At 70.1% G+C, this 24385-nt stretch carries 25 protein-coding genes; 22 read left to right on the top strand and 3 right to left on the bottom strand.

Going from position 1 to position 24385, the window contains the following annotated elements:
- Positions 1 to 45: 45 nt before the first annotated feature.
- From ASG12_RS21885 to ASG12_RS07220, 18 genes are all read left to right on the top strand, one after another.
- Positions 46 to 1032 carry a hypothetical protein gene (locus ASG12_RS21885; protein ID WP_055786899.1) on the top strand — a complete coding sequence of 329 codons (987 nt, stop codon included), beginning with the start codon at positions 46 to 48 and terminating at the stop codon, positions 1030 to 1032.
- Positions 1029 to 1868: a daptide-type RiPP biosynthesis methyltransferase gene (gene mpaM, locus ASG12_RS07290; RefSeq protein WP_055786896.1), complete on the top strand. Its 840-nt coding sequence runs from the start codon at positions 1029 to 1031 to the stop codon at positions 1866 to 1868. The genes ASG12_RS21885 and mpaM overlap by 4 nt, the downstream gene beginning before the upstream one ends.
- Positions 1865 to 3145: a daptide-type RiPP biosynthesis aminotransferase gene (gene mpaD, locus ASG12_RS07285; RefSeq protein ID WP_055786893.1), complete on the top strand. Its 1281-nt coding sequence runs from the start codon at positions 1865 to 1867 to the stop codon at positions 3143 to 3145. The genes mpaM and mpaD overlap by 4 nt, the downstream gene beginning before the upstream one ends.
- Positions 3139 to 4368, top strand: coding sequence for a daptide-type RiPP biosynthesis dehydogenase (gene mpaC / locus ASG12_RS07280; protein WP_055786890.1), 1230 nt, complete (start codon positions 3139 to 3141; stop codon positions 4366 to 4368). Before mpaD ends, mpaC begins: the two co-directional genes overlap by 7 nt.
- Entirely contained in the window at positions 4368 to 6047 is a 1680-nt protein-coding gene (mpaP, locus tag ASG12_RS07275) for a daptide biosynthesis intramembrane metalloprotease (protein ID WP_055786887.1), read from the top strand. Before mpaC ends, mpaP begins: the two co-directional genes overlap by 1 nt.
- Complete coding sequence (gene lanKC / locus ASG12_RS07270) at positions 6044 to 8560, top strand: class III lanthionine synthetase LanKC (RefSeq protein WP_156377954.1); 2517 nt, start codon at positions 6044 to 6046, stop codon at positions 8558 to 8560. The genes mpaP and lanKC overlap by 4 nt, the downstream gene beginning before the upstream one ends.
- Positions 8554 to 9702, top strand: a complete 1149-nt coding sequence (locus tag ASG12_RS07265) for a glycosyltransferase family 2 protein (protein WP_055786881.1) — start codon at positions 8554 to 8556, stop codon at positions 9700 to 9702. Before lanKC ends, ASG12_RS07265 begins: the two co-directional genes overlap by 7 nt.
- Positions 9703 to 9705: 3 nt before the next feature.
- The gene (locus tag ASG12_RS21955; RefSeq protein ID WP_200932733.1) at positions 9706 to 9879 is read left to right on the top strand and encodes a hypothetical protein; all 174 of its coding nucleotides are present in this window, start codon (positions 9706 to 9708) and stop codon (positions 9877 to 9879) included.
- 54 nt (positions 9880 to 9933) lie between these two features.
- Positions 9934 to 10140, top strand: a complete 207-nt coding sequence (locus ASG12_RS07260; protein ID WP_055786878.1) for a hypothetical protein — start codon at positions 9934 to 9936, stop codon at positions 10138 to 10140.
- A gap of 58 nt (positions 10141 to 10198) precedes the next feature.
- Positions 10199 to 10351, top strand: coding sequence for a hypothetical protein (locus ASG12_RS21580; RefSeq protein WP_156377953.1), 153 nt, complete (start codon positions 10199 to 10201; stop codon positions 10349 to 10351).
- A 123-nt stretch (positions 10352 to 10474) separates the two neighbouring features.
- Positions 10475 to 10753, top strand: a complete 279-nt coding sequence (locus ASG12_RS07255) for a helix-turn-helix transcriptional regulator (protein ID WP_055786874.1) — start codon at positions 10475 to 10477, stop codon at positions 10751 to 10753.
- Positions 10750 to 11472: a hypothetical protein gene (locus ASG12_RS07250; protein WP_200932732.1), complete on the top strand. Its 723-nt coding sequence runs from the start codon at positions 10750 to 10752 to the stop codon at positions 11470 to 11472. The genes ASG12_RS07255 and ASG12_RS07250 overlap by 4 nt, the downstream gene beginning before the upstream one ends.
- Positions 11473 to 11530: 58 nt before the next feature.
- Positions 11531 to 12427, top strand: a complete 897-nt coding sequence (locus ASG12_RS07245; RefSeq protein ID WP_055786871.1) for an ABC transporter ATP-binding protein — start codon at positions 11531 to 11533, stop codon at positions 12425 to 12427.
- Positions 12424 to 13704, top strand: a complete 1281-nt coding sequence (locus ASG12_RS07240; protein WP_055786869.1) for an ABC transporter permease — start codon at positions 12424 to 12426, stop codon at positions 13702 to 13704. Before ASG12_RS07245 ends, ASG12_RS07240 begins: the two co-directional genes overlap by 4 nt.
- A gap of 35 nt (positions 13705 to 13739) precedes the next feature.
- A complete protein-coding gene (locus ASG12_RS07235) occupies positions 13740 to 14552 on the top strand; it encodes an ABC transporter ATP-binding protein (RefSeq protein WP_055786867.1) in 813 nt (270 codons plus the stop codon).
- Positions 14549 to 15403, top strand: a complete 855-nt coding sequence (locus ASG12_RS07230; protein WP_443089076.1) for an ABC transporter permease — start codon at positions 14549 to 14551, stop codon at positions 15401 to 15403. The genes ASG12_RS07235 and ASG12_RS07230 overlap by 4 nt, the downstream gene beginning before the upstream one ends.
- Positions 15400 to 16200 (top strand): ABC transporter permease, encoded by an 801-nt coding sequence (locus tag ASG12_RS07225; protein WP_055786864.1) that lies wholly within the window; start codon positions 15400 to 15402, stop codon positions 16198 to 16200. The genes ASG12_RS07230 and ASG12_RS07225 overlap by 4 nt, the downstream gene beginning before the upstream one ends.
- Positions 16201 to 16208: 8 nt before the next feature.
- Positions 16209 to 17267, top strand: a complete 1059-nt coding sequence (locus ASG12_RS07220) for an ABC transporter substrate-binding protein (protein ID WP_055786861.1) — start codon at positions 16209 to 16211, stop codon at positions 17265 to 17267.
- 89 nt (positions 17268 to 17356) lie between these two features.
- On the opposite strand, the gene ASG12_RS07215 is transcribed toward ASG12_RS07220, so the two are convergent.
- Positions 17357 to 18649: an Nramp family divalent metal transporter gene (locus ASG12_RS07215; protein WP_055786858.1), complete on the bottom strand. Its 1293-nt coding sequence runs from the start codon at positions 18647 to 18649 to the stop codon at positions 17357 to 17359.
- A gap of 83 nt (positions 18650 to 18732) precedes the next feature.
- Entirely contained in the window at positions 18733 to 20145 is a 1413-nt protein-coding gene (locus tag ASG12_RS07210) for a cryptochrome/photolyase family protein (RefSeq protein ID WP_055787888.1), read from the bottom strand.
- A 73-nt stretch (positions 20146 to 20218) separates the two neighbouring features.
- Here ASG12_RS07210 and ASG12_RS07205 point away from each other — a divergent pair, with 73 nt between their 5' ends.
- The 3 genes from ASG12_RS07205 to ASG12_RS07195 all read left to right on the top strand — a co-directional run bounded on the left by ASG12_RS07205 (position 20219) and on the right by ASG12_RS07195 (position 22840).
- Positions 20219 to 20977: a response regulator transcription factor gene (locus ASG12_RS07205; protein WP_055787886.1), complete on the top strand. Its 759-nt coding sequence runs from the start codon at positions 20219 to 20221 to the stop codon at positions 20975 to 20977.
- The gene (locus ASG12_RS07200) at positions 20974 to 22317 is read left to right on the top strand and encodes a sensor histidine kinase (protein WP_055786855.1); all 1344 of its coding nucleotides are present in this window, start codon (positions 20974 to 20976) and stop codon (positions 22315 to 22317) included. The genes ASG12_RS07205 and ASG12_RS07200 overlap by 4 nt, the downstream gene beginning before the upstream one ends.
- A gap of 142 nt (positions 22318 to 22459) precedes the next feature.
- Positions 22460 to 22840, top strand: a complete 381-nt coding sequence (locus ASG12_RS07195) for a hemophore-related protein (RefSeq protein ID WP_055786852.1) — start codon at positions 22460 to 22462, stop codon at positions 22838 to 22840.
- Between the two features lie 37 nt (positions 22841 to 22877).
- Here the strand turns inward: ASG12_RS07195 and ASG12_RS07190 are convergent, their stop codons facing one another.
- Positions 22878 to 23840: an ROK family protein gene (locus ASG12_RS07190; protein WP_055786849.1), complete on the bottom strand. Its 963-nt coding sequence runs from the start codon at positions 23838 to 23840 to the stop codon at positions 22878 to 22880.
- A gap of 60 nt (positions 23841 to 23900) precedes the next feature.
- Between ASG12_RS07190 and ASG12_RS07185 the strand changes: the two genes are divergently transcribed.
- Complete coding sequence (locus ASG12_RS07185) at positions 23901 to 24383, top strand: DUF6328 family protein (protein ID WP_055786847.1); 483 nt, start codon at positions 23901 to 23903, stop codon at positions 24381 to 24383.
- Positions 24384 to 24385: the final 2 nt, after the last annotated feature.

The raw sequence follows: 24385 nt of genomic DNA, 5'->3' as shown, positions 1-24385 counted from the left end.
CCTCCCGACCTCGCCACCCTGACCGCTGGATCGAAGGAGCACCGGATGACCGCGTCACCGTTCGACATCGCCGCCGCGACCAGGACACTGCTGGTCGGTGACACGGCCTCGGGCACATCCGGTCGACCCGGGGTGCAGCTCTATGTGGCCGACCCCGAGGGTGTCGCCGTCGCGCGCGCGGCGATCGACGGCGTCCCTGCGACGGTGTTCACCCCCGCCGATCACGTCGACACCGTCGCGTCCGCGTTCGACCGATCGCCGGTCGTCGGGATCGACGGCGACATCGGCGCTTTCGACGATCTGTACCTCGAGGTCCACGGCGACACGGCATCGGCCCAGGTCGAACCGATCGCCGTACGGATCCAGGACTACGCCTCGAGCCCGTATGTCTCCATTCTCGGGACCACCCTCGTGCGGCTCGATTCCGACGACGATGTCGAGGCGTTCCTCGCCGACGCCGACGCCGCCCACGACACCGGCGTGTTCGCGCCGTTCACGATCCATCCCGCGGTGGAGATCGCCGACTCCGGAGAGATCGACGGCCCCGCCACACGTCTGTGCGTCCACCCCGACGGTCGCCTCTCGGTCTCCCCGTTCACCCCCTCGACCGCGGAGTCGACCGTCCCGATGCTCGCGTCGGCCATCGGGGACGACGAGTGGTCGCGGCGTCCGTGGCTGCCGCGGTACCTGCGCGCCATCCGCGCGGTACGCCGGATCGGGGCCAACGGCCATGAGGGGGTGCGGGTCTCGGGCTTCGGCGCCCGATTGGACAGCCGTGTCGCGCCCACAGGTGTCGACGTGTCCGACGCACACCGGCCGATCCTCGCCTTCAGCCGCGAGAAGGCGTTCGTCGCCCAGGGCGGCGCCCTCGTCACCTGTTCACTCGAGGCCGGAACCCTCCTCGAACCCCTGCTCGCCGCCGACGACGTCGCGGACACGACCGACACCGGGGAATCCCTGCGCCGACTGCTCGACGCCCTGGCGTCGCAGGGCATCTCCGTACGCACCCGCTCCGAGGCGGTGGTCGCGTGAGCACCGACATCGCCGACGACAGGTCCGTGGCGCCGTCGCAGGTCCCCGCCGCACTGCGGGAGCTGTTCGGCGATCGCGCGCGGTTCGTCGACCTCTACGGCGACCCCCGCGGCGCGGCGCTCTACGACGACATCGGGTTCTCCAACACCGCCGAGATCTACGAGATCCTCAGCGCCCTGCGCAAGCGGCCCGGCCCGGTGCTCGAACTGGCCGCGGGCAGCGGACGCATCACCATCCCCCTGCTGCGCGCCCACCACACGGTGACCGCCGTGGACCTCGCGGCGGACATGCTCGCGATCCTCGCCGACCGCATCGCCGCGCTGGGGTCGTCGGCGGGGTCCTGCGACCTCCGATGTGCCGACATGGTCCGCATCGACTGTGCCCCCGGCACGTTCGACTCGGTCGTCATCGCGACCACCTCGGCGTCGTTGCTGACACCGGAGCAGCGAGCGGAGATGTTCACCGGGATCGCCCGCGCGCTCACCGACGACGGAATCCTGCTGATCTCCACCGTCGACTCGGCCGACGGTCACGGCGAGGGCGACGACCTCGACATCTCGACGGTCACCGGCAGCAGCGGGACCACCTACCGCATGCACGAACTGTGGCCCGCCCACGCCGACGCCCGCCACCTCGCGGTCGTCGAGATCGACCCCGCCACGGGCGAACCCCTTGACGACACCGAGGTCCACCTCTCGCGGGTCGGGGTGGTACCGGTGGCGACACTGATCGACGAGCTGCGATCGAGCGGGTTCGAGGTGCGCCGCGAGCGCGCGATCCGCGACACCGCGGGGACCCGACACCGGTACGTGCTCCTCGAGGCGGCGCTGCGATGACCGCGTCGAGGGATGCGCTGTGGCCGGCCCTGATCGACCACACCCGTCACGGCGAGACGGCCATCCGAACGCTGTCCGCCCACGGCACGCGCATCGAGTTCGACTCGGGGTGGAAGTTGTGCGGCACCAGCGGTCTGTGGAACGTCAACCTCGGGTACGGCAACGAGGTGATCGCCGAGGCGATCTCCCATGCCGCCCGCGACGCCTCGTACCTGTCGGTGTTCCGCCATGAGAACGCCTATGCCCGGCGGGCGGCCGACGACCTCGTCGCCTACGCCGGCGGCCGATACCCGCGGGTGATGTTCTCGACGTCGGGTGGCGCCGCGAACGACCTCGCGATGAAGCTCGCCCGCCAGTTCCACGCGGTGTCCCCCGCCCGTAACCGGGATCTCTTCGTCTCCCTCGACGGGAGCTTCCACGGACTCACATTCGGTGGATTCGCCCTCACCGGTGAGGATCTGGGCCAGGCGACCTACGGCGTGGACACCCGCACCATCCGCCACGTCCCGCCCAACGACCCCCAGGCGATCACCGACGCGATGCGTCGGTTCGGCAACCGGGTCGCCGCAGTCGTCGTCGAGCCGGTTCTGGGCACCGGCGCGGTGGTGCTCGACGACGAGTTCGTCGACACCCTGCTCGACCTGCGCGAGCAGTACGGGTTCCTGCTGGTGGCCGACGAGGTGGCCACGGGGTTCTGGCGTACGGGCCGACGATTCGCCAGCGATGCGTGGAGCAGCGCACCCGATGTGCTCATCACCTCCAAGGCCCTCACCAACGGCACCTGCGCGGGCGCCGCGGTCCTCGTCGGCGAACGGATCGACACCGTGTTCGCCGAGACCGGGGCCCTGTTCGTCCACGGTGAGACCCAGGCCGGCACCCCGATCACCTGCGCGGCCATCAGCGCCACCCTGGCCGAGATCGACCGCCTCGACATCGCGGGGCGCACACCTGCTCTCGCCGCGGCGATCACCGCCCGCATCGAGTCGTTCGTCGCCGACTCCCCGGTCCCGGTGCACCACAGCGGGATCGGTGCGATGCACGCGCTCGCCTTCGCCCCGCACGGCGAACCCCTCGACAACGCACGGGTGCCCGAGCTCGTCGCGCGGATCCGTGACGCGGGCGCGGTGGTCCATCCCGGTCCCTCGGGCGTGCAGTTGCTGCCGGCGCTGGTCTACTCCGAGGCCGAACTCGACGAGCTGTTCGCCGCGATCTCCACCGGTCTCACCGGCGTGCTCGCCGACGATCACGAGCCCGTCTCGGTCGGTGCGCCATGCTGACCACCACGCCGGTCCTGCACGGTCTGGCGTCGTTGCAGACGCTGCTCGGTGATCCGGCCACATCACCGCACCCGGGCGCCCGGGCGATCGTGGCCGTCGACCCGGCGCTCGTGGGATCCGCGGCCCTGGGCGAGCTGACCTCGATGCTGGCGTGGTGCGCGATCGATCACGAGATCGTCACGACCCCACCGATCGTCGATCTCGACGCCGTGCGCAGTGCCGCCGAGACGCTGAGCCGGGCCGCGCAGGTGCTGACGCTCGGCGGCGGCTCCACCCTCGACCTGGTGAAGATCGGCCTGCACCTCGGCGCCGTCCCCGGCCTCGGCGACCACCTCGCGCGGTGCGGTCGAGCCGGACTCATCCACCTCGGTGACGACGCCCCGAACCGGCCGCGGCACATCGCGATCCCGACCACCCTGGGCACCGGCGCCGAACGCAGCCCGCGGGCGTGCCTGTCGCTCGACGGCCACAAGCGCCTCCTCGTGGGCGGTGGACTGGCCCCCGATGCGGCGGTCCTCGACGAGCGCGCCACCCGCGACCTCCCGCACCACCTCGTCACCTACGGCGCGGCCGAGGCGTTCCTCCGCCTCGCCGGGGTGCTCACCGGCGACGCGGCCGCGTGGGCCGACGGGCTCGAGGACCGGCTGTCACTGGAGTTGTTGGCGCACACCGTGGAACACGCCGACCGCGCCGCGGCCGCCGACGGGCCGGTGCCGGGTGATGTGCGTCTGGCCCTGGCGAAGGCGAGCTCGTGGAGCCAGGCACCGGAGTTCCACCGCGTCGGCCGCGATCCCTTCGCCGCGAAGGGGTGGTACATCGCCAACGAGCTGTCGACGGCGACCGGTGCGACGAAGGTGTCGGCGTTCGGTGGGGTGACCGCCGCACTGTGGGCGCGTCTGCAGGCCGGTGACCTCCGCCTCGGATCGCCACAGCGCCTGCGCCTCGTGTGGGATCGGGTGCGCGACGCGAGTCCGGGTCTGCCGCACGCACCGGCCGACGGTCTGCGAGTCCTGCTCGAGCGGTGGGGTGTGGCGCCTCTCGACCCCATGACCACCTCGCAGGCCGAGGCGGTGGCCGCGGCATGCGATCGGCGTTGGGGGCGTGGACAACCCGCCCTGGGCGGGTTCTCCCGGAGCGAACTGACCGACATCGTCGCCGACGCCGCGCCGGACGACAGTCCGTCGGCACGCACGGTCGACCTCGCCGTCGGGGCGGTGTCGTGATGGCGATGGTCGACGAACGTCTGCGCGCACCCGAGCTCGCCGACAACGTCCGCATGCGCGAGATGCCCGACTCCCAGCCGATCCGGTGGGTCATCAGCGCTGGGACCGACCGCTACTTCCGGGTGGGCGCGGACCTCGCCGAACTCGCCCGCGCACTCGACGGCACCCGTGGGGTCGACGACCTGTGCGCGACGCTCGGTGACCGGTGGGACCGCGACCGGGTTTTGGGCGGACTGGGCGTGCTCGAGACCATGCAGGTCCTCACCGACGAGGACGGTGCGAGCCCCCCGACCCGCCAGAGCCGCGTCCGGTTCATCCCGCCGCTGACCGTGCAGATCTCGCTGATCGGCACCGCGGTCCACCGGATCCTGCCCGGCCCGTCGACCCGAGAGATGGGCACGGCACCCCGTCGACTCGTCGCCCTCGCCGCCGCGGTGGTCGCCGTGGTGGCACTGGGATGTTTCGCGACGCTGGTCCCGACGACGATCGATGCCCTGGCCACGAAGATCGACCTCGGCGTCCTCGCGACCGTGATCGCCGTGTCGCTGGTCGCGACCGCGGTGCACGAGTACATGCACGCGTGGGCGCTGAGCCGGTACGGCGGGCGCGTGAACCGCATGGGCGTCATGCTCTTCTACCTCGTCCCCGCGTTTTTCTGCGACATCTCCGACGCCTGGACTCTGGACTCGCGGCGACGTCGCGTGGTGGTCGCCGTCGCCGGGGGCAGTGTGCAGGCCGTGGTGTTCGCGGCCACGGCGATCGCCGGTGTGTGCGCCCGCCAGGGTGGCGCCTCCGACGGGGTCGTCACGACGCTGGCGTTGGTGTCGGCCACCAGCATCGTGATGGTGGTCGTGAACCTCGTCCCGTTCGTGAAGCTCGACGGCTACATCGCGCTCATGAGCGCCACCGACATCCCGAACCTCCGCGACAAATCCCTCTCCGCCTTCGCCGACCGGGTGCGTGCCGTGCTCTTCGGGACCCCCGCCGCGGCACCGCTGCGACCGTGGCTGCCGCGGTTCGGCGCGGCCTGCGCTCTCGTCCCGGTGGGCCTGGTGTACCTCGCGGTGTCGAACTGGTCGGGCGCACTCGCGGCGACCGGCGCGGTCGGCGACACCATCGTGATGCTGCTGACCTGTTACCTGCTGCTCATCGTCGTGGCCGTGATCCGGCGAACGGTGGCCCGGGCCCGCGCGGACGGCGCCGGACTAGTGCGCACCGTGGTCGTCGGCGTGCTCGGCGCGGCCGTCGTGGTCGGGGTCCTCGGCGGCGTCGACGTGACCCGCACCGCATCGGTGAGTTACCTGCGTACCGGCGACACCACACTTCTCGTCTCCACCGACCGCGCGACCCTGGCCCGGATCGGCGCCGGACGCGAGGTCACACTCCTCACCAACGGGGTGGTGCTCCACCATCGCGTCGGCCGGGCGGAGACCCGCGCCGGGGTGGCGTCGGCCCGCTTCCCGCTGTCGGCGGTGCTGCCGACCCGCTCCCCCGATCTGATCACCCCCGGTTACGCCGTCGTCGTCGAGGCGACGCTCGACCCGTCGGCGCCGTCGTCGGGCCTCGCGCGTGTCGAGGTCGGCAGGACCTCGCTGGGCCGCGACCTGGTCGACCGATACCTCTGGCCGGCGTCGATGCGCGGCGGGGCGACCGACCTGTGGCGGTGGATGACCCGATGATCCCCGTCGAGTACTGCCACCCCGACTCGGTCTTCTTCGAGCCACCGGGGACGCGTCCCCTGCACGACACCTACGGCGAGGGACTGTCGATACCGTCTCCGTGGACGGTGGGCGTGGGTCCCGACTGGACCATGGTCACCCACCCCGACGCGGTGCTCCCGACGCAGGGATGGAAGGTCCACGTCTCGGCGACACCGGCCAACGCCACCCAGGTGGTCGGTGTCGCGGCGAAATACTGCCTCGCCGAGGCGATCCCGTTCAAGTACATCCGATCCCCCGAGGTGCTGTTGCGCCGCAACGGCAAGTACGGATCGCGTTCGGGTAGCGGCAAGTTCGTGACCATCTATCCACCCGCCGACCGTCTCGACGACGTGCTCACCGACCTCGGCGGCATGCTCGAGGGTGTCGACGGGCCCTACATCCTCACCGACGTGCGCTGGCGCTCGGGACCGCTCTACGTCCGCTACGGCGGGATCGCGCCGCCGACCGCGCGTGGCGTCGACGGGCAGGTGCGCCACCTCATCCAGGACGGCACCGGGCGATGGGTCCCCGACTCCCGGCGTCCGTTCTTCCGTGTGCCCGAGGGGGTTCCGGTGCCCGAGGTCGTCGCGCGTGCCGTCGCCGACCGCGATCGCGCCACCCTCGGTGACCTCCCCTTCACCGTGACCTCGGCGCTGCACTACTCCAACGGTGGTGGCGTGTACCGGGGCACCGACGACCGCACCGGGACACCGGTGCTGATCCGGGAGGCACGTCCCCTCGCCGGGATCGATCTCGGCGGCAGCGACGCCGTCGACCGGTTGCGCGCCGAACACGCCGCACTGACCGCACTGTCCGACATCGACGGCGTCCCCGCGGTTCTCGACCACCGGATGGGTGCCGAGCACCACTACCTGATCCGCGAGTACATCGACGGCGAGACCGTGGAGACGGTGGCCGCGCGACGCCGGGCCCACTGCGACGCCGAGGATTTCACCACCTGGGCACGGTCGACGCTGTCGGCCGTCGAATCACTCGTCGACCGGATCGCCGCCCGCTCGATCACCGTCGGCGACCTGCATCCGGGCAACCTCCTCGTCGACACCGACGACCGGCTGCAGATCATCGACCTCGAGACGGCCTCGACCGCATCCGACGCCGTGCAGATCCAGGCCGCCATCGGATTCGTCGCGCCCGCCGACCGCGTGGGCCCGGCCATCGATCGCTACGCGCTGGGCTGCCTGAGCATCTCGATGTTCGCGCCCGGACTGCCCGCGACGCTGTCGTGGAACACCGACGCCGCCGACGTCATCGGCGACGTCCTCACCGCGCGCTTCCCTCTCGGCGACGACGACCTGCGCCCTGTGCTCGACCGCCTCGGCACCACCCGTCCGACCGCGGTGCCAAGCCGACTGTCCGACACCGCACCTGATGCCACGGCCTGCACCGACATCGCCGGCCTAACGCGCGGTGTGGTCGCGCGGGCGCGTGACTCCGGCGACGATCGCCGGTTCCCCGCCGATCCCGGTGCCGACGCGACCCCGGAGGGACCGCTGTCGCTCGCCCACGGTGCGGCCGGGGTGATCGGCGCCCTGGGGCGCGCCGGTGTCGACACCACCGACCACGTCGACTGGCTGGTCGCGAGGGTCGAGCGCGTCCTCACCCGCGCGCCCGGTGACCTCGGGTGGGGGCTCTACAACGGACTCGGCGGCGTGCTGTGGACGCTGCTCGACCACACCGACACCTACGACGATCCGCGCAGCCGCGCCGCAGCCTCGGCCCTCACCACACACCTTCTCGCCGTCGACCACGCGACGGCCCCGCTGACCGGCGCGCTCTACGGCGGCCTCGCGGGGATCGGGCTCACGATCCTGCGCGCCGAGAGGAGCACGCCCACCGCCGAACTGCGTGATCGCGCCCACCTGATCCTGGCCCGGATCCGCGAGATCGGACCCGGCGCCGGGCCCCGTGCGCACGGGCTGATGCAGGGCGCGAGCGGTGCGGCACTGTTCGCGACCGCTCTCGCGTGCCGATCCCGCGACCCCGAACTGCTCGACCTCGCCGTCGAGTGGATCGACCGCGATCTCGACGGACTCGACGCCCGGACCCTGCGACCGACGCTCGCCGCCGACCTCGGTGTCGCGCTTCCCCTGCTGTGCCTGCTGTCGACTCCGCTGGCGCCACAACCCATCCGGGACCGCATCGGCGCGTTGCTCGCGCGCGTGCGGACTCATCACATCGCCGACGGCGCCGGACTGTTCCACGGGTGGTCGGGTGCCGCGACCGTGCTGGGCGCGGCCCGCGCACACGGTATGGCCGACGCCGAGCGCCTGCGGCCGCTCCACGACACCGACATCCTGCGTGCCTACTCCGTGCGCCTCGACACCGGGATCGCGGTGCTGGGGTCGGCGAATCTCCGGTTGTCCGACGACCTGGCGACCGGGACCGCCGGGGTGATCTCCGCGCTCACCGCACTGCACTCGGGCGCGGTCGGCCTCCCCGGCCTCGACACCGCACCGGGGGCACGATGGTGACCGCGACCGGCGCACCGACGGTCTCGGTGATCTGCCCGACCCACAACCGGTCGACGGCGATCCTCCCGACCATCGCGTCGGTGCGCGCCCAGACGTTTCGCGACTGGCAGCTCGTCGTGGTGTCCGACGGCAGCACCGACGACACCGACGCCGTGGTCGCCGAGATCGCCCGCGCCGACGACCGCGTGCTGTTCGCCCGTATCGATCACCACGGCCACCCCTCCCCGGCCCGCAACGCGGGCATCGACCTCACCGACGGGCCGATCGTCGCCTATCTCGACCACGACGACCGATGGCACCCCGAGCACCTGCAGCGCGTGGTCGACGTCGTCACCGCCGGAGCCGATCTGGTGGCGACCGGCGGCCGGTACGTCGACACCGCCGGGGCGACGACGTTCGCCACCTCCGCGGGCAACGCGGTGTGGCATCCCGAGATGCAGCTGCTGGGACCCATGTTCGAGCCCTCGCGCTTCGCGCACCGCCGTGATCTGCTCGCACGGTGCGGGCCGTGGAAGTCGGGCCCCGGTGTGGAGGACTGGGATCTGTTGCTGCGCATGTCCGATGCGGGCGCCCGTGTCGCGACCCTCGCCGGACGCACCGTCGACATGCTGACCTCCACCTCCGCGCGGCGCGGCCGGATCCTTCTGCGCCACCACATCCCGCTGGCGACGTTCGCCACGGCCCGCCTCGCCCGGGCGGCCGCCGATCGGCTCACCGCGCCCGACGCGACGCGCGCGCTGCACGCCGCCTACACCGCCGACGTCACCGCGTGGTTCGACCGTCTGCGCGACGACCCCCGACTCGTGCTGCCACTCGACGCCGACGCAGACGTCGCCCTCGACGACCTGCGGCGCACGCGCCACGACCCCGTCGACCTCGGACCGCTCGCGGTCGTCGCCGATCGGGGCCGCTACAGCGTCGCCCAGCCGGTGGCCTGCGTGACCGCCGACCACGCCGCGCGGATCACCGCTGCGGCACAGACCATCCGGACCCACCACCGTCGCGTCATCGCCGACCTCTGCGGCGACCTCGACACGACGACACCCGAACCCGCGGTACGGCCTGCGCCGCTCCGCGCCACACACGTCCATCCCGGGCGACGACTGCAGCCCGCAGTCGGTTCGATAACGAAGGAAAGGTAGGAGATGAAGTCACCGCACGGAAACCCGAAGTCGATCGAACTCGCTCTGCAGGAGTTCGAGGTCGAACAGCTCGATGACCTGGACGCCCCCGGCTGGAGTGACGCCCTGAGCGCGATCGGCGGCCTCAGCGTCGGCGGAGCGATCAGCTACTCGGCGGCCGTGTCGATCCTGACGTGATGCCCCGGTGCAGCGCATCCCGCGCTGCACCCACCGTCGAGAAAAGGATTCGCCATGTCGAAACCGGATTCGTCAGGATCACAACCGGCAGTTGTCGCTCTCGTTCTCGCCCTCGTCGTCGGTGCCGCGGTCTCGCTGACCTACGCGCTGTCGTCCGGGGCGACGATCGGGTTGCCGGTCATGATCGTCGTCGACGTCGCCGTGATCGCACTCGTCTTCACGGCACTGTTCTACGTCCGGGCGCGCCGATCGCGTTCGTGACGACCATCGCACCACCTCATCGGCGGGTGTCACCCGCCATCGGCAACAGGAGAAGGACATGACCAGCAAGACCACCGAGCTCGCTCTGCAGGAGTTCGACGTCGAGCAGCTCGAAGATCTCGACGCCATGGACTGGGGAACCAGTTTCGCCGCGAGCCTCGGCGCCGGCGCCGGCGTGAGCGCCGCGATCTCGATCGCCGCACTGACCTAGGTCGGTCACGGCGTCACACGGCGTCAGGGGCGGGTGTGTCGTACACACCCGCCCCTGATGTCTTTTCCGGCACTTTGTTGCGAAGTATTGACATCGTGTTGTGTTTTCCTAATACTCAGTTGGGTGAGCCCAGTACGTCGCGGAGCACAGCTCCCCATCTACAACCGCATCGGCGTGCTGCGCGCCGAGCGCCGGATGACGCGTGCAGCACTCGCCGATCTGGTGGGGATCAACGTGCAGTCGGTGGGTGCGCTCGAACGCGGTGACAACTACCCCAGCCTCGATCTCGCCTTCCGGATCTGCGCCGTGTTCGAGCTGCCCGTGGAGGCCGTCTTCAGCCGCACCGAGTTCACCGCGATGTCGGCCGAGTTGTACGCGCACCGGAACGGAGCACAGTCATGACCGACCCCCATTCGGCGATTCCCGAACACGCGCAGCCGCAGGCCTGGCGACGCTACGAGAACTGGCGCGCGCGACGGTACGAACGGCTGCTCGTCAAGAACGCCACCAAGTGGCCGCGGCTGCGCACCCGTCGCTGGTTCCGGCGGCTGGTGGTTCTCCTCGCGATGTTCCTCCTCCTGCTGCTGGTGGCCGCCGTCATCGCGTTCTTCACCAACGAGTGGCTGTTCTTCATCCCGTACCTGGTCTCCCTGTCGGGCATCCTCGCGACCTTGGTGCTGCTCAAGACGGTGACCGGGTCGGTGGCCGATGCACCGGTGTCGGCACTCGACGAGATCCAACTGGCGCAACGCAACTCGGCCCGGTCGATCGGCTATCTCGTGCTCTTCACGCTGTCGTTCATACCGTTCATGATGCTCATCGTCATGGGTTCCGCATTCGCGCTGGTCTCCGGACGCAACGTGTACGGCATCGGCGTGCTGCTCATCACCACCACACTCATCGGGACCTGTACACCCACCATGCTGACCTCCTGGTGGATGGCCGATCCCGACCCCGAGGACTTCGACGAGATCGACGAGATCGACAGGTCCGACGAGATTGCGACCTCCCCCGTCGACGAGCACACGGACCCCACCGGTCCGCCGCCCGCGCGGACTCCCGCTGCGACGCAACCGCATCCGACCGTCCACGACGACCCACCCACACCGGCCACCTGGTGACACCGGCCGCACCACCCCGATCCCGACCACCCGCGCTCCACCGACAGAGAGGACGATCATGAACCACCCGCTCATCATCGACGGACTGACCAAGAGATACGGCGATCTCGTCGCCCTGGCCGACATGACCTTCACCGTGCACCCCGGTGAGATCTTCGGTTTCGTCGGCAGCAACGGCGCCGGCAAATCCACCACCATGCGCATCATCCTGGGCGTGCTCGCCGCCGATTCCGGTCGCGTGCTGCTCGGTGACCGACCCATCGACCTGGAGATGCGTCGGCAGATCGGGTACATGCCCGAGGAGCGCGGCCTGTATCCGAAGATGAAGGTGGGAGAACAACTCCGGTTCCTCGCCGAATTGCACGGGTTGTCGACCGCCGACGCCCGCGACAACGTCGAACGGTGGGTCGCGCGGCTCGGTATCGCCGAACGCATCGACGACAACGTCGGCGACCTCAGCCTCGGCAACCAGCAACGCGCGCAGCTGGCCGCGGCACTCGTGCACGAGCCGTCGGTGCTCGTCCTCGACGAGCCGTTCTCCGGACTCGACCCCGTCGCGGTCGATGTCATGAGCGACGTGCTCAAGGAGAAGGCGGCCGAGGGTGTGCCCGTGGTGTTCTCGAGTCACCAGCTCGATCTGGTGCAGCGGCTGTGCGACCGCGTCGGCATCATCACCAAGGGCAGCATGCGCGCACTGGGCACCGTCGACGAGCTCCGCGGCCGCGACGGCGTGACCCTGCACGTCACCGGCCCCGACACCTCCACGCGGTGGGCCGACGGCCTGCCCGGTGTCGTCGACGTCGACTACCGCGGCGCCGACAGCTTCCTCACGCTCGACGCAGGCGCCGACGACCAGCAGATCCTGGCCGCGGCCATGTCCCACGGGCCGGTGCACCGCTTCGCCACCAGCCTTCCCCACCTGACCGATCTGTTCCGAGAGGTTGTATCCGCATGAGCACCACAGGCCAGAACGCCCCCGCCTCCACCCGGCTCGGCGCCACCCGCGCGGTGTCGCTGATCGCGCGCCGCGAGATCAACACCCGCGTACGTGCCCGGTCGTTCCTCATCACCAACGCACTGCTCCTCGTGGTGATCATCGGCGGCCTCATCGTCGCGTCGATCTTCACCGGGGGTGACGACAAGCCCGAGAAGATCGGTGTCGTCGGCACCAACACCGCACTGTCGCAGTCGATCACCGCCGCAGGGCAGGTCACCGGCACGAAGGTCGAGATCGTCCCGCTCGCCGACGCCGCGCAGGCACGCACCCAGGTCGACGCGGGCGACGTGTCGGTGGCCCTGGCCCAAGGACAGGCCGGTGGGCCTGCGTTCACCGCCGTCACCAAGGACGGTCTCTCGGGCACCTCGGAGACCATCGTGCGGACCGCGATCGCCCAGCTCGCCCAGCAGCAGGCGTTGGAGCGCAACAACATCGACCCCGCGACCTTTGCCGCGGCCCAGCAGGCCGGCAACCGTCTGGACGTCACCGAGATCAACCCCGCCAAGCCCGACGAGGGTCAACGGCTGGCCATCGCCTACGTGGGCGTGATCCTGCTGCTGTTCGCGATCATGACCGGCGGCGGCATGGTGTCGGCCGGTGTCGTGGAGGAGAAGACCTCACGTGTGGTGGAGCTGCTGCTCGCCACCATCCGTCCGCTGCACCTGCTGTGGGGCAAGATCCTCGGCATCGGCGCGATCGTCTTCGGGCAGCTGGTGGTGCTCGGCGGGGCCGGGTTGATCACCGCGTCGGTGACCGGCGTCCTCACCGTGCCCGGTGCGGCGGTGTCGATGCTGGCAGCGGTCGTCGTGTGGTTCCTGCTCGGCTTCCTGTTCTTCGCGACGCTCTACGCCGCGACCGGCGCGATGGTGTCGCGACAGGAGGAGCTGGGCTCGACGGCGGCACCGCTGACCATCCTGTCGCTGGGCGTGCTCTACGCCGGCATCTTCGGCATCAACGCACTCGACTCCACCTTCATCAAGGTGCTCAGCTGGATTCCTCCGTTCTCGGCGTCGCTCATGCCGATGCGGATCGCCGCCGGTGAGACCGACACCGTCCAGGTGATCGGCACCGTGGTGATCATGATCGTCGCGTGCCTCGCCGCGGTCTGGGCCGCATCGCGCATCTACCAGCGGTCGATCCTGCAGACCGGCTCGAAGGTGCGGTGGGCCGACGCGCTGAAGGGGTCGTCGGGGTCGGCACCGGCGCCCGAGAAGGTCGGCGTTACACAGGGTTAACAGCGCAGCAACCACCGGCACCTAGCGTCGGCGCCATGGTTGCTACCCACCCATCCGTCGGTACCCGTCCCCCTGGGACGGGTATCGACGTCTCCGGGCTCACCAAGGTGTTCGGGTCGCGATCGTCGACGGTGACCGCGCTCGACGACGTGACCTTGCAGACGCCCGAGGGATCGTTCCTCGCGCTGCTCGGCCCGTCGGGCTGCGGCAAATCGACGGTGCTGCGCATCCTCGCGGGCCTCGAACAGGCCACCGGCGGCACGGCGCTGATGAACGGGAAGTCGCCGCGCGACCTGCAGCGCGACCACGGCCTGGGGATCGCGTTCCAGGACTCGGCCCTGCTGCCGTGGCGCAGTGTCGCGGCCAACATCAAGCTCCCCCTGCAGGTCGCGGGTCTGCCCGTCGACGACGGTCTCGTCGCGGAACTGATCGACCTGGTCGGGCTGACCGGATTCGAGAAGGCGAAGCCCGCCACCCTGTCGGGCGGTATGCGTCAACGCGTCTCGATCGCCCGTGCTCTCGTCGTCAAGCCGACCGCGCTGCTCCTCGACGAACCGTTCGGTGCGCTCGACGACATGACGCGCCAGCGCCTCAACATCGAGTTGCTGCGCATCTGGACCGAGAAGCCTGCGACCACCCTGATGGTCACGCACGGCATCGCCGAGGCGGTGTTCCTCTCCGACGAGGTCGCGGTGATGAGCCCACGCCCGGGACGCGTCATCGAGGTGTTGCCGATCGACCTGCCGCGACCCCGCGTACCCGAGATGATGCGCACCCCGGAGTTCCACGCCCTCCACGATCACCTGAGCGGACTGCTGTTCGGCGCTGCGACCCCGGCCCAGACATGAGTTCGATCGACACGAGCACCGCGATCGAGGGCGTACCCGTCCCGGGAGCGCGCTGGGGTGGACTGCGTACGGCCGGATCCCGATGGGGCGCAGGCGTCGCCGGGTTGATCGCGGTCGTCGTCGTGTGGACCATAGCCGGTGTCGCGCGGTGGTTCTCCGGCACGATCCCGACTCCGCTGGCGGTGATCGACGCCTTCGGCGAGCAGGGCTCGCAGTTCTACTCGACCAACGTCACACCCACCGTCGAGCTGGCACTGCGCGGATTCCTGTGGGGCAACCTGCTCGCGATCGTGGTGGCGCTGCTGGTCGTCGTCATCCCGTTGATCGAGGGTCTGGCGACGCAGCTCGCCATCATCAGCTACTGCACCCCGCTGATCGCGGTGGCGCCGATCATCCAGGTCGCGTTCGCCGAGGTGCAGACGATGATCGTGTTCCTGGCGGCGATCTCGGTGTTCTTCACGACGATGATCGGCACACTGACCGGTCTGCGGTCACCTCCGCAGGCCGGGCTCGACCTGGTGCGCGTGCACGGGGGCGGAGTGTTCGCCCAGCTGGTGCGGGTGCGTGTCGTCGCAGCCCTGCCGAACATCCTCGGCGCGTTGAAGATCGCCGCCCCGGCCGCCGTGCTGGGTGCGGTGCTCGGCGAGTTCCTGTCGATGCCCGAGCAGGGCATCGGACCGGCGATGATCCTCGCCCAGCAGAGTGCCGCGATCCCGCAGGTGTGGGCGATCGCCCTCATCGCCGGCGCCGTGGCCGGTATCGGCTACGCGATCGCCGCGGTGGTGTCGGTGTTCGCGACCCGCTGGGCCACCGGGGAATCGGTGCTGTCCGGATCGGGTGTGGGCCGATGACCCGCTCGTCTGTGTTCTCCACGACCACCCGCTTCCTCGGCGCGCTCGTGGGATCGCTGGTGCTGATCGTGGTGATCTGGTCGCTGTTCCTGCTGGCGTTCCCCGACATCGGGCCCATCATCGGGCGCACCCCTATCGACGTGTTCGAGTTCCTCGTCTCCGGTTCCGATGCCGCGTCGCAACGGTCGGTGATCTTCGACGACCTGTGGATCACGCTCGGTGACACCGGGATCGGGTTCGTCACCGGCATGGTGGCGGCCATCGTGGTCGCCGCGGTGTTCGTGATGTTCCGCCCGGCGGCGCAGACCTTCATGCCGCTCGCGATGTTGCTGCGCTCGGTCCCGCTGGTCGCGATGACGCCGCTGATCACCATGATCGTCGGTCGCGGACCGGCGTGTGTGGCCGTGATGGGCGGCATCATCGTGTTCTTCCCCGCCCTGGTGATGATCATGACCGGACTGAACAACGCGCCGCGGCAGATCAGCGACGTCATCACCGCGTACGGCGGAACCCGGTTCACGACGATGCGGATGGCGTCGCTGCCCTCGGCCGTGCCCGCGCTGTTCGCCGCGGCGAAGGTGTCGGTGCCCGGCGCGATGATCGGTGCGACGGTCAGCGAATGGCTCGGCACCAACAAGGGTCTGGGCGCCAGCCTGCAACAGGCACTGCCCGCGGCCGCCTACGACGAACTATGGGCGTCGGTCGTGGTCATCACCGTCAGTTCCATCGTCCTCTACGCCGTCGTCGGCGTGATCGAGAACATCGTGCTCGCCCGCATGGGCACCGAACCCACCTGAGGAGAATCATGAGTCCCACCTTCGATCGTCGTTCCTTCCTGCGCTATTCGCTGATCGCCGGGGGCGCCGCGACCGCCGTCGGCGGCTCGGGGCTGCTCGCCGCGTGCAGTTCGGGATCGTCGTCGTCGAGCTCCGACGCGATCAAGATGCAGCTGTCGTGGATCAAGAACATCGAGTTCGCGGGCGAGTACCACGCGCTCGACAAGGGGTACTACAAGGCCGCGGGCCTGCCGTCCGATCCCGAACTCATCACCGGCGGCGGCGCGGGAACCGGCGTCGAGACCGGCCTCACCTCGAACAAGGTGTGGATCGGCACCACCGCACCACAGCTCACCGCGCCCGTCATCCTGCAGGGCGCCAAGCTGAAAACCGTTGCCGCGACCTATCAGAAGAACCCGTTCTGCATCATGTCGTCGGCGAAGAAGCCCATCTCCTCCCCCGCGGACATGAAGGGCAAGAAGATCGGGGTGCAGGCCTCGAACGAGAACGTCTTCAAGGCGCTGTTGACCGCGAACAACCTCAGCGAGAGCGACATCCAGAAGATCACGGTGCAGTACGACCCGACACCGCTCACCACCGGTGACGTCGACGGCTGGGTCGCCTACAGCACCAACGAGCCGATCACGTTGGCGGCAAAGGGGTTCCCGACCGAGACCCTCCTGTTCGCCGACTACAACCTGCCGCTGGTCGCCGAGACCCTCGTGGTGCGCCAGGAGACCATCGACACCGAGCGCGACAAGCTCAAGAAGTTCCTCAAGGCGGAGGTGCAGGGTTGGAACGACGCCGTCGCCGACCCCCAGAAGTCCGCCGAGCTCGCGGTCAACGTGTACGGGAAGTCGTTGGGCCTCAAGCTCGACGAGCAGGTGAAGGAGGCTCAGGCGCAGAACGAACTCGTCGTCTCCGCCGACACGAAGGCCAACGGGCTGCTGACGATGACCGACGAACTCATCGCCAAGAACATCGAGGCGCTCGCGAAGGCCGGCCACACCATCTCCGCCACCGACATCTTCGACATGTCGGTGCTGGCCGAGGTGTACGCGGAGAACCCCGACCTCAAGAAGGCCTGACCCGACGCGACGCCGACGCGCGTCCACCGTTCATCCGCGCATGGAGCTTGGCGCGCGTGTGAACGGTGGGCGCGCGTTGTCCGTGAGGGTCAGCCGGTTCCGGTGACCGTGAGGCCGATGAGGGCGACGTTGAGGGCGACGACCACCACGGCGATGGCGATGGCGACGCCACGCAGGCTGCGTGAGTCGGCGAACTCCCCCATCAGCGCACGGTCGCGGGTGAGACGCCCCAGCGGGATGATGGCGAACGGGATGCCGAAGCTGAGCACCACCTGGCTGATCACCAGGGCCCATGTCGGGTCGACGCCGCTGCCGAGCACCACCAGCGCCGGGATGAGCGTCACCAGCCGCCGCACCACCATCGGCAGCCGGATCCGCAACAGTCCCTGCATGATCGAGGCCCCGGCGTAGCACCCGACCGAGGTCGAGGCGAGCCCTGAAGCCAGCAGCCCGACGGCGAAGACGGTGGCCATCAGCGGGCCCATGGCGTCGCCGACCGCGCGCTGCGCGCCCTCGATGGTGTCGGTGCCGTCCTTGCCCTGCAGGTTCTGCGCGGCCAACAGGAGCAGCGAGATGTTCACCGCACCGGCGACCACCAACGCGCACACCACATCCCAGCGTGTGGCCCGGACCAGGCGACGACGACGGGCGTCGGTCTTGCTGGGTCCGTGTCGGTCGACGACGAGCGCCGAGTGCAGGTAGATGGCGTGCGGCATCACGGTGGCGCCGAGCATGCTGGTCGCCAGCAGCACGGTGTCGGTGCCCTGGAGACGGGGTACGAGACCGCTGAACACGTTGCCCGCCGACGGCGGGTTGATGACGAGACCCGCCAGGAATCCGACGACGATGATCAGCAGCAGCCCGGCGATGATCGACTCGAAGGTGCGCTGACGGTTGCGGGACTGAAAACCCAACAGCGCCATCGAGATGACGCCGACGATGGCGCCTCCCACCACCAGGGGGAGGTCGAACAGCAGCTGCAACGCGATGGCGCCACCGACGACCTCGGCGATGTCGGTGGCCGCGGCCACGATCTCGGCCTGCCCCCAGAACGCGAGACGCCGGCGACGAGGGAGCCGCTCACCGAGCAGCGCGGGCAGCGTCTTGCCGGTGACGATCCCGAGTTTGGCCGACTGGTACTGGATGACCACGGCCATCGCGCAGGCGACGACGAGAACCCAGACGAGCAGGAAGCCGTACCGTGCGCCGGCGGTGACGTTGGCCGCGACGTTGCCGGGGTCGACGTAGGCGATGGCCGCGACGAACGCCGGCCCGAGCAGCGCGACACCGGCGAATCGACGGCTGCGCCGGCCGGCACCGTCGGTCGGCGTCGGCTCGACCTCGGCGCCGGAGGTCGGCGAGTCGACGGGAGGGGTGGCCATCGGACCAATCTGACACACCCCGACACCGAGTTCAACTCGGGCGAAGAAAAAGTTTCGGCTTACCTAACTCAGCAGCCCGTCGGTCACTTCTTCGACAATGCCTGATACCTGCGCAGGGCCTCTTCGCGTTCGGCCTTGTGGTCGACGATGGGGTCGGGGTAGTCCGACGGCCGACCGTCTTTCAGCTCGTGGACGGCCTTGCCCTCGATGTCGGCGAGCTCGGGCACCCACCGGCGGACGTAGTCGCCCGTCGGGTCGAACTTGAGACCCTGGGTGGTCGGGTTGAACACGCGGAAGTACGGCGAGGCGTCGGTGCCGCAGCCCGCGGTCCACTGCCAGCCGTGCTGGTTGCTCGCGAGGTCGCCGTCGATCAGCTGGTCGAGGAACCAGCGTGCGCCCCACTGCCACGGGACGTGCAGGTCCTTCACCAGGAACGAGGCGACGATCATGCGCAGGCGGTTGTGCATGAACCCCGACCCCGACAGCTGCCGCATGCCCGCGTCGACGATCGGGAAACCCGTCTTGCCCGCCTTCCACGCCTCGAACGCTGTGTCGGCGTCGGTGCCCTCGTCGACCTCGATCGCGTCGAAGTCACGGTTCCAGTTCTGCCAGGCGCTGTGCGGCCACTGCTTGAGGACCGAGGCGTAGAAGTCGCGGAAGCACAGTTCGCGCAGATACGAGGTGGCGCCGGTCTTCGTCTCAGCGTCGGACTCGAGGCGGGTGAGGTCGGCCAGCATGGTGCGCGGATGGATGTTGCCGTACTTGAGATACGCCGACATCCGGCTGGTCGCGTCGTGGTCGGGACGGTCGCGCTCGTCGTCGTAGTCGCCGACGGCGTGCTCGCTGTAGTCGCCCGTGCCGCCCCGGAACTGCTTCCACCGCTTGAGGGCCGCGCGCTCGCCGGCGGGGATCGACAGGTCGACGTCGAGGTCGGGGATGTCGTGGGCGTGGATCTCCGACGACGTCACGTCGGCGGGGTCGACCCATGTCGCCGACGTCGGTCCGGACTTCGCCGGCGAGTGCCAGCCGTGGTCACGCCACGCACGGAAGTACGGCGTGAACACCTTGTACGGTTCACCGTCGGACTTCGTGACGCGGCCCGGCGTCACCGCGAACGACGAACCGGTGGCGTGCAGTTCGACACCCTCGCCCACCGTCGACAGCGCCGCCTCGACACGTTCGTCGCGGGCCACGCCGTACGGGGTGTGGTCTTCGGAGATGTGGACCGAGTTCGCGCCGACCGCCTTCGCGATCAGCGGGATCCGGTTCTCGGGCTTGCCGCGCACCACCAGCAGGCGGCCGTCGAGCTGCTCGTCGAGATCGCGGAGCGAGTCGTAGAGGAACGTCAGGCGACGCTCGCCGGAACTCGCGATGAGCGTCGGGTCGAGCACGAAGCACGCCAGCACCTCGTCGGCGGCGTCGGCGGCCGCCAGCAACGACGGCAGGTCGGCGAGACGGAGGTCGCGGCGGAACCAGAGCAGCGCGGTGTCGGTCATCTCCTCCATGCAACCACGACACCGTGCGCGCCGACCACGTGCCCGGCCGGGCGCGCTGGGCACAATGGAACCCATGCCCGACGAGTCGACCTCCGCCACCGACGTCAGCGTCCTCGTCGTCGATGACGACGCCGACGTCCTCAACTCGCTGCAACGCGGGCTGCGCCTGGCCGGGTTCTCCGTCGACACCGCCACCGGCGGCGCCGAGGCCCTGCGCGCGATGCAGGTCCGCCGACCGGCACTGCTCGTGCTCGACATCAACATGCCCGGACTCGACGGTGTCGGGGTGGTGACGGCCCTGCGCGCGATCGGCGACGACATCCCGGTGTGCGTGTTGTCGGCGCGGACGTCGGTCGACGACCGCATCGCCGGTCTCGAGGCCGGCGCCGACGACTACCTCACCAAACCGTTCGACCTCGGCGAGCTGGTCGCACGGATCAAGGCGCTGCTCCGCCGCCGTCCCGCCGACGCCCCGGCCCCGGCGACCGACGCCGCCGCGGCAGGTGGCGCGGAGCGTGACGGAACCGCTGCGGTGCGCAGCGTCGCCCACGTCGACCTCGACCCCGGTGCCCGTCGGGTCTACAGCGACGGCCACCTCGTCGACCTGACGCGACGCGAGTTCGAACTGCTCGCGGTGCTGATGGAGCATCCCGGCATGGTCCTCAGCCGGGTGCAGCTGCTCAGCCAGGTGTGGGGATACGACTTCGCCGCCGACACCAACGTCGTCGATGTGTTCGTCGGTTACATCCGCCGCAAGCTCGAGGCCCATGGCCAGCCGCGCATCGTCCAGACCGTCCGCGGTGTCGGTTTCGTGGTCCGGACGACGCCGTGACGCGCGCACGCACACCGTCGCTGCGCACCCGCGTCACCCTGGCCGCGACCGCGGCCACCGTGGTCATCGTCGCGATCGTCGGTGCGGTCGCCTGGACCCAGGTGCACACCAGCGCCTACCGCGAACTCGACGCCCGCGTCGACACCCTCTCGGCGGCGATGCAGCCCAGCATCTCGAACCCCAACGCGACGACCGTGGCCACCGGTGTGGCCGCCGGCGCGCTCGCCACCATCCGGCTCGGCACCCTCTCGGTCGCGTCGACGACACCGCCGGTCCCGGCGCAGTCGGTGGGGGTGCGCGACGAGACGATCAACGGCACCGACTACCGCGTGAAGACGGTGTCGGTGCTGGACTCGACGGTCCTGGGCGGGTTGGCGACGGTGTCGGTGGCGATCCCGTTGCGCGACACCGGCAACCGCATCGACGACCAGCGCCGAGCACTGCTGTTCATCGCGTCGGCCGCGGTCGTGGCGGCGGCGGTGTTGGCGTGGCTGCTCGGCGGTCTCGCCGTGCGTCCCCTGCGTCGACTGGCCCGACAGACCGCGGCCATCGGGGTCGACGCCGGCCCGGAATCCCCCGAACGCACTGCGCTGCAGTCGGTTCGCGGTGCCCGGGAGGCCGAGGACCTCGCCGAGGCCATGGACGCCCTGCTGCACCGGGTGGACGACGAACGCGCACGCACCCAGGAGGCGCTGGCCACCGCGCGCGATTTCGCGTCGGTCTCGGCCCACGAACTGCGGACCCCGCTGACGGCGATGCGCACCGACCTCGAGGTGCTCGACACCTTCGCACCCGACGCCGCCGCGCGGGCCGAGATCGTCGGCGACCTACGGCGCGCCCACGCCCGGATCCAGGAGACCCTCGCGGCGCTGGAGAGCCTCGCCCAGGGCGAACTCGGCGGGCGGCACCGCGAGACCCTCGACATCGTCGACCTCCTCGACCGCGTGGTGACCGAGGCGAGCGCACGACATCCGGGGGTGGCGATCACCCTCGCCGGCGCGCCGTCGGTGATCGCGCCCGTCGTCGAGACCGGGCTGCGGATGGCGGTCGACAATGCCGTCCTCAACGCGATCCGCCACGGCGAGGCGACCGAGGTCGTCGTCGCCGCGCACCCCGAGCCGACCGGTGCGGCCGTCGTCGTCGACGACAACGGACGGGGCATCCCCGTCGCCGACCGCGACCGCCTGTTCCGGCGGTTCGAGCGCGGCACCAGCAAGCACTCCGGATCAGGCCTCGGATTGGCGTTGATCGCCCAGCAGGCCGCGCTGCACCACGGCACCGCGACCCTCACCGAGAGCCACCTCGGCGGCACGCGACTCGTCATCACCATCGGCGCCTGACCGACCGATCGCCCCCGCGCTGGTCAGAGCGCACCCGCCGGGCGTGTCCGATTTGTCACGCTACGGTGGACGACAGGTCGCGACGCTGCAGAACCGCCGGTGCCTGCGCGGCCTCCACAGTGACACTCCACGAGGAGACTCCATGGCCCAGCACATCTCTCGCACCCGTATCTCCCGCACCGTCGGCGTCGCGATCGCGGCCGCCGGTGTCGGCGTGATCGCCCTCATGCCCGCCACCGCGTCGGCCGCACCGGCCGATCGCGCCGTCCCCGGCACGTCGTGCACCGTCGGCCAGGTCGAGCGCGCCGCCACCGCGGTGTCCCCCGCGATCGGCGGCTACCTGCGCAACCCGCAGATCCGCGCCGAGTTCGAGCGCATCGTGGTGCTGCCCGAGCCGCAGCGCCGTGCCGAGGTGGCGCGCTACCTCGACCGCAACCCCGACGTCGCCGCCCAGGTCGACCGCTTCCGGCCGCAGATCGACCGCGGCGTCGCCCGGGTGATCGCCACCTGCGACCGGTTCTGACCGTCCGGCTCTGACCGAGCCGCGCCGACCTGGCCGCTCAGTCCTGCGCGAGCAGCGCGCGGCCCAGGTCGGCCGCGCCCACGATGCCGGCGTCGTCGCCCAGTGCCGACACCACGAACTCCCGATCGGGATTCGGTTGCAGCACCCACGGGGCGGCGGCGTCGGCGATCCGGTCGGCCAGTGCACCGCCGAGCTTCTCGGCCAACCCGCCACCGATCACCACGAGGTCGAGATCGAGCAGGTTGAGCGTCGAACCGATGGCGACGCCCAGGGTCTCGACGGCGGTGTCGAACAGCGACGTCGCCAGGTCGTCGCCGGACTCGAGGGCCTTCTTCCACACCTTCGAGGTCACCTTCGTCTTGCCGACGTCGTCGCGGATCTCGAACAGGCGTGTCTCACGGCCCGCGTCGACCATCGCCTGCGCGGTCGTCTCCATCGATCGCCGACCCGCGTAGGCCTCGACGCAACCGCGACGCCCACAGCCACACAGCGCGCCGCCCTCCCGCACCACCACGTGGCCGATCTCGCCGGCCGCGCCGCGCGATCCCTCGAAGAAGGCCCCGTCGAGGATCAACGCGCCGCCGATGCCGGTACCGAGCCACACACCGAGGACGTTCGTGACATCGCGCGCCGCACCCGCACGCCACTCGCCGCGCAACCCGACGTTGACGTCGTTGCCCAGTGCCACAGGCAGATCGAGACGGTCGCCGAGGTCGTCGTCGATCGCGACCCGCTCGTGCCAGTTCTCGAGATTGGGGACGGTGAGCACCTCACCGTCGTGCACCACACCGGGGATGCCCACCCCGACCGCCGCGGGGCGGTGCTTCAGCGATCCGACGAGGTCGGCGATCGTCGACAACACGGCGTCGGGTCCCTCGGTCGGCGTCGACGCCTTCGCGCGGTCGATCACCTCGTGATCGGCGTTCACCAACCCGACCTCGATGTTGGTGCCGCCGACGTCGACGCCTGCGACCAGTCCCGACCCGCGATGCTGTTTCACCGTCAAAGTCTGTCACGCGGCCGCGCCGTGCTGAGATCAACGGGTGAACGGTGAGAGTGCATGAACGACGACGTATGGAACGAGAACGTCCGAGGCGAGACCCCGATCGAGCGCCTCGACCGCAACTGGTCGTTCCTGCTGCAGGAGATGCGCGTGATCCAGACCGGGATCCAGCTGCTCACCGGGTTCCTGCTGACGCTGCCGTTCCAGTCGCGGTTCACCGGTCTGTCCGACCGGGATCTCACGATCTACCTGGTGACGTTGACCGCGTCGGCGCTGGCGACGGTGTTCCTCGTGACACCCGTCGCCATGCATCGCGTGCTGTTCCGTCGACACGCCATCGCCTCGGTGGTGCGATGGGCCAACCGGCTCGCGGTCGCCGGACTCGCCCTGCTCGGGGTCGCGGTGGTCGGCGTGGTCACGCTGATCTTCGACGTCGTCGTCGACGAGTCCGCAGGGCTGGTGGTGGGTGTCGCGGTCGCGTTGGCCGCGATCGCACTGTGGGCGGTGCTGCCCCTGTCGATCAGGCGACACACGCCGTGAGT

Source organism: Williamsia sp. Leaf354 (assembly GCF_001424365.1).
Lineage (GTDB): Bacteria > Actinomycetota > Actinomycetes > Mycobacteriales > Mycobacteriaceae > Williamsia_A.
The sequence above is the reverse complement of the archived record's forward strand: the minus strand, read 5'-3'. Positions and strand labels throughout refer to the sequence as shown.

Coding starts and splice junctions, on each gene's coding strand:
- ASG12_RS21885 (WP_055786899.1), top strand. CDS start 46: ATGACCGCGTCACCGTTCGACATCGCCGCCGCGACCAGGACACTGCTG.
- mpaD (WP_055786893.1), top strand. CDS start 1,865: ATGACCGCGTCGAGGGATGCGCTGTGGCCGGCCCTGATCGACCACACC.
- mpaC (WP_055786890.1), top strand. CDS start 3,139: ATGCTGACCACCACGCCGGTCCTGCACGGTCTGGCGTCGTTGCAGACG.
- mpaP (WP_055786887.1), top strand. CDS start 4,368: ATGGCGATGGTCGACGAACGTCTGCGCGCACCCGAGCTCGCCGACAAC.
- lanKC (WP_156377954.1), top strand. CDS start 6,044: ATGATCCCCGTCGAGTACTGCCACCCCGACTCGGTCTTCTTCGAGCCA.
- ASG12_RS07265 (WP_055786881.1), top strand. CDS start 8,554: ATGGTGACCGCGACCGGCGCACCGACGGTCTCGGTGATCTGCCCGACC.
- ASG12_RS21955 (WP_200932733.1), top strand. CDS start 9,706: ATGAAGTCACCGCACGGAAACCCGAAGTCGATCGAACTCGCTCTGCAG.
- ASG12_RS07260 (WP_055786878.1), top strand. CDS start 9,934: ATGTCGAAACCGGATTCGTCAGGATCACAACCGGCAGTTGTCGCTCTC.
- ASG12_RS21580 (WP_156377953.1), top strand. CDS start 10,199: ATGACCAGCAAGACCACCGAGCTCGCTCTGCAGGAGTTCGACGTCGAG.
- ASG12_RS07250 (WP_200932732.1), top strand. CDS start 10,750: ATGACCGACCCCCATTCGGCGATTCCCGAACACGCGCAGCCGCAGGCC.
- ASG12_RS07245 (WP_055786871.1), top strand. CDS start 11,531: ATGAACCACCCGCTCATCATCGACGGACTGACCAAGAGATACGGCGAT.
- ASG12_RS07240 (WP_055786869.1), top strand. CDS start 12,424: ATGAGCACCACAGGCCAGAACGCCCCCGCCTCCACCCGGCTCGGCGCC.
- ASG12_RS07235 (WP_055786867.1), top strand. CDS start 13,740: ATGGTTGCTACCCACCCATCCGTCGGTACCCGTCCCCCTGGGACGGGT.
- ASG12_RS07230 (WP_443089076.1), top strand. CDS start 14,549: ATGAGTTCGATCGACACGAGCACCGCGATCGAGGGCGTACCCGTCCCG.
- ASG12_RS07225 (WP_055786864.1), top strand. CDS start 15,400: ATGACCCGCTCGTCTGTGTTCTCCACGACCACCCGCTTCCTCGGCGCG.
- ASG12_RS07220 (WP_055786861.1), top strand. CDS start 16,209: ATGAGTCCCACCTTCGATCGTCGTTCCTTCCTGCGCTATTCGCTGATC.
- ASG12_RS07215 (WP_055786858.1), bottom strand. CDS start 18,649: ATGGCCACCCCTCCCGTCGACTCGCCGACCTCCGGCGCCGAGGTCGAG.
- ASG12_RS07210 (WP_055787888.1), bottom strand. CDS start 20,145: ATGACCGACACCGCGCTGCTCTGGTTCCGCCGCGACCTCCGTCTCGCC.
- ASG12_RS07205 (WP_055787886.1), top strand. CDS start 20,219: ATGCCCGACGAGTCGACCTCCGCCACCGACGTCAGCGTCCTCGTCGTC.
- ASG12_RS07195 (WP_055786852.1), top strand. CDS start 22,460: ATGGCCCAGCACATCTCTCGCACCCGTATCTCCCGCACCGTCGGCGTC.
- ASG12_RS07185 (WP_055786847.1), top strand. CDS start 23,901: ATGAACGACGACGTATGGAACGAGAACGTCCGAGGCGAGACCCCGATC.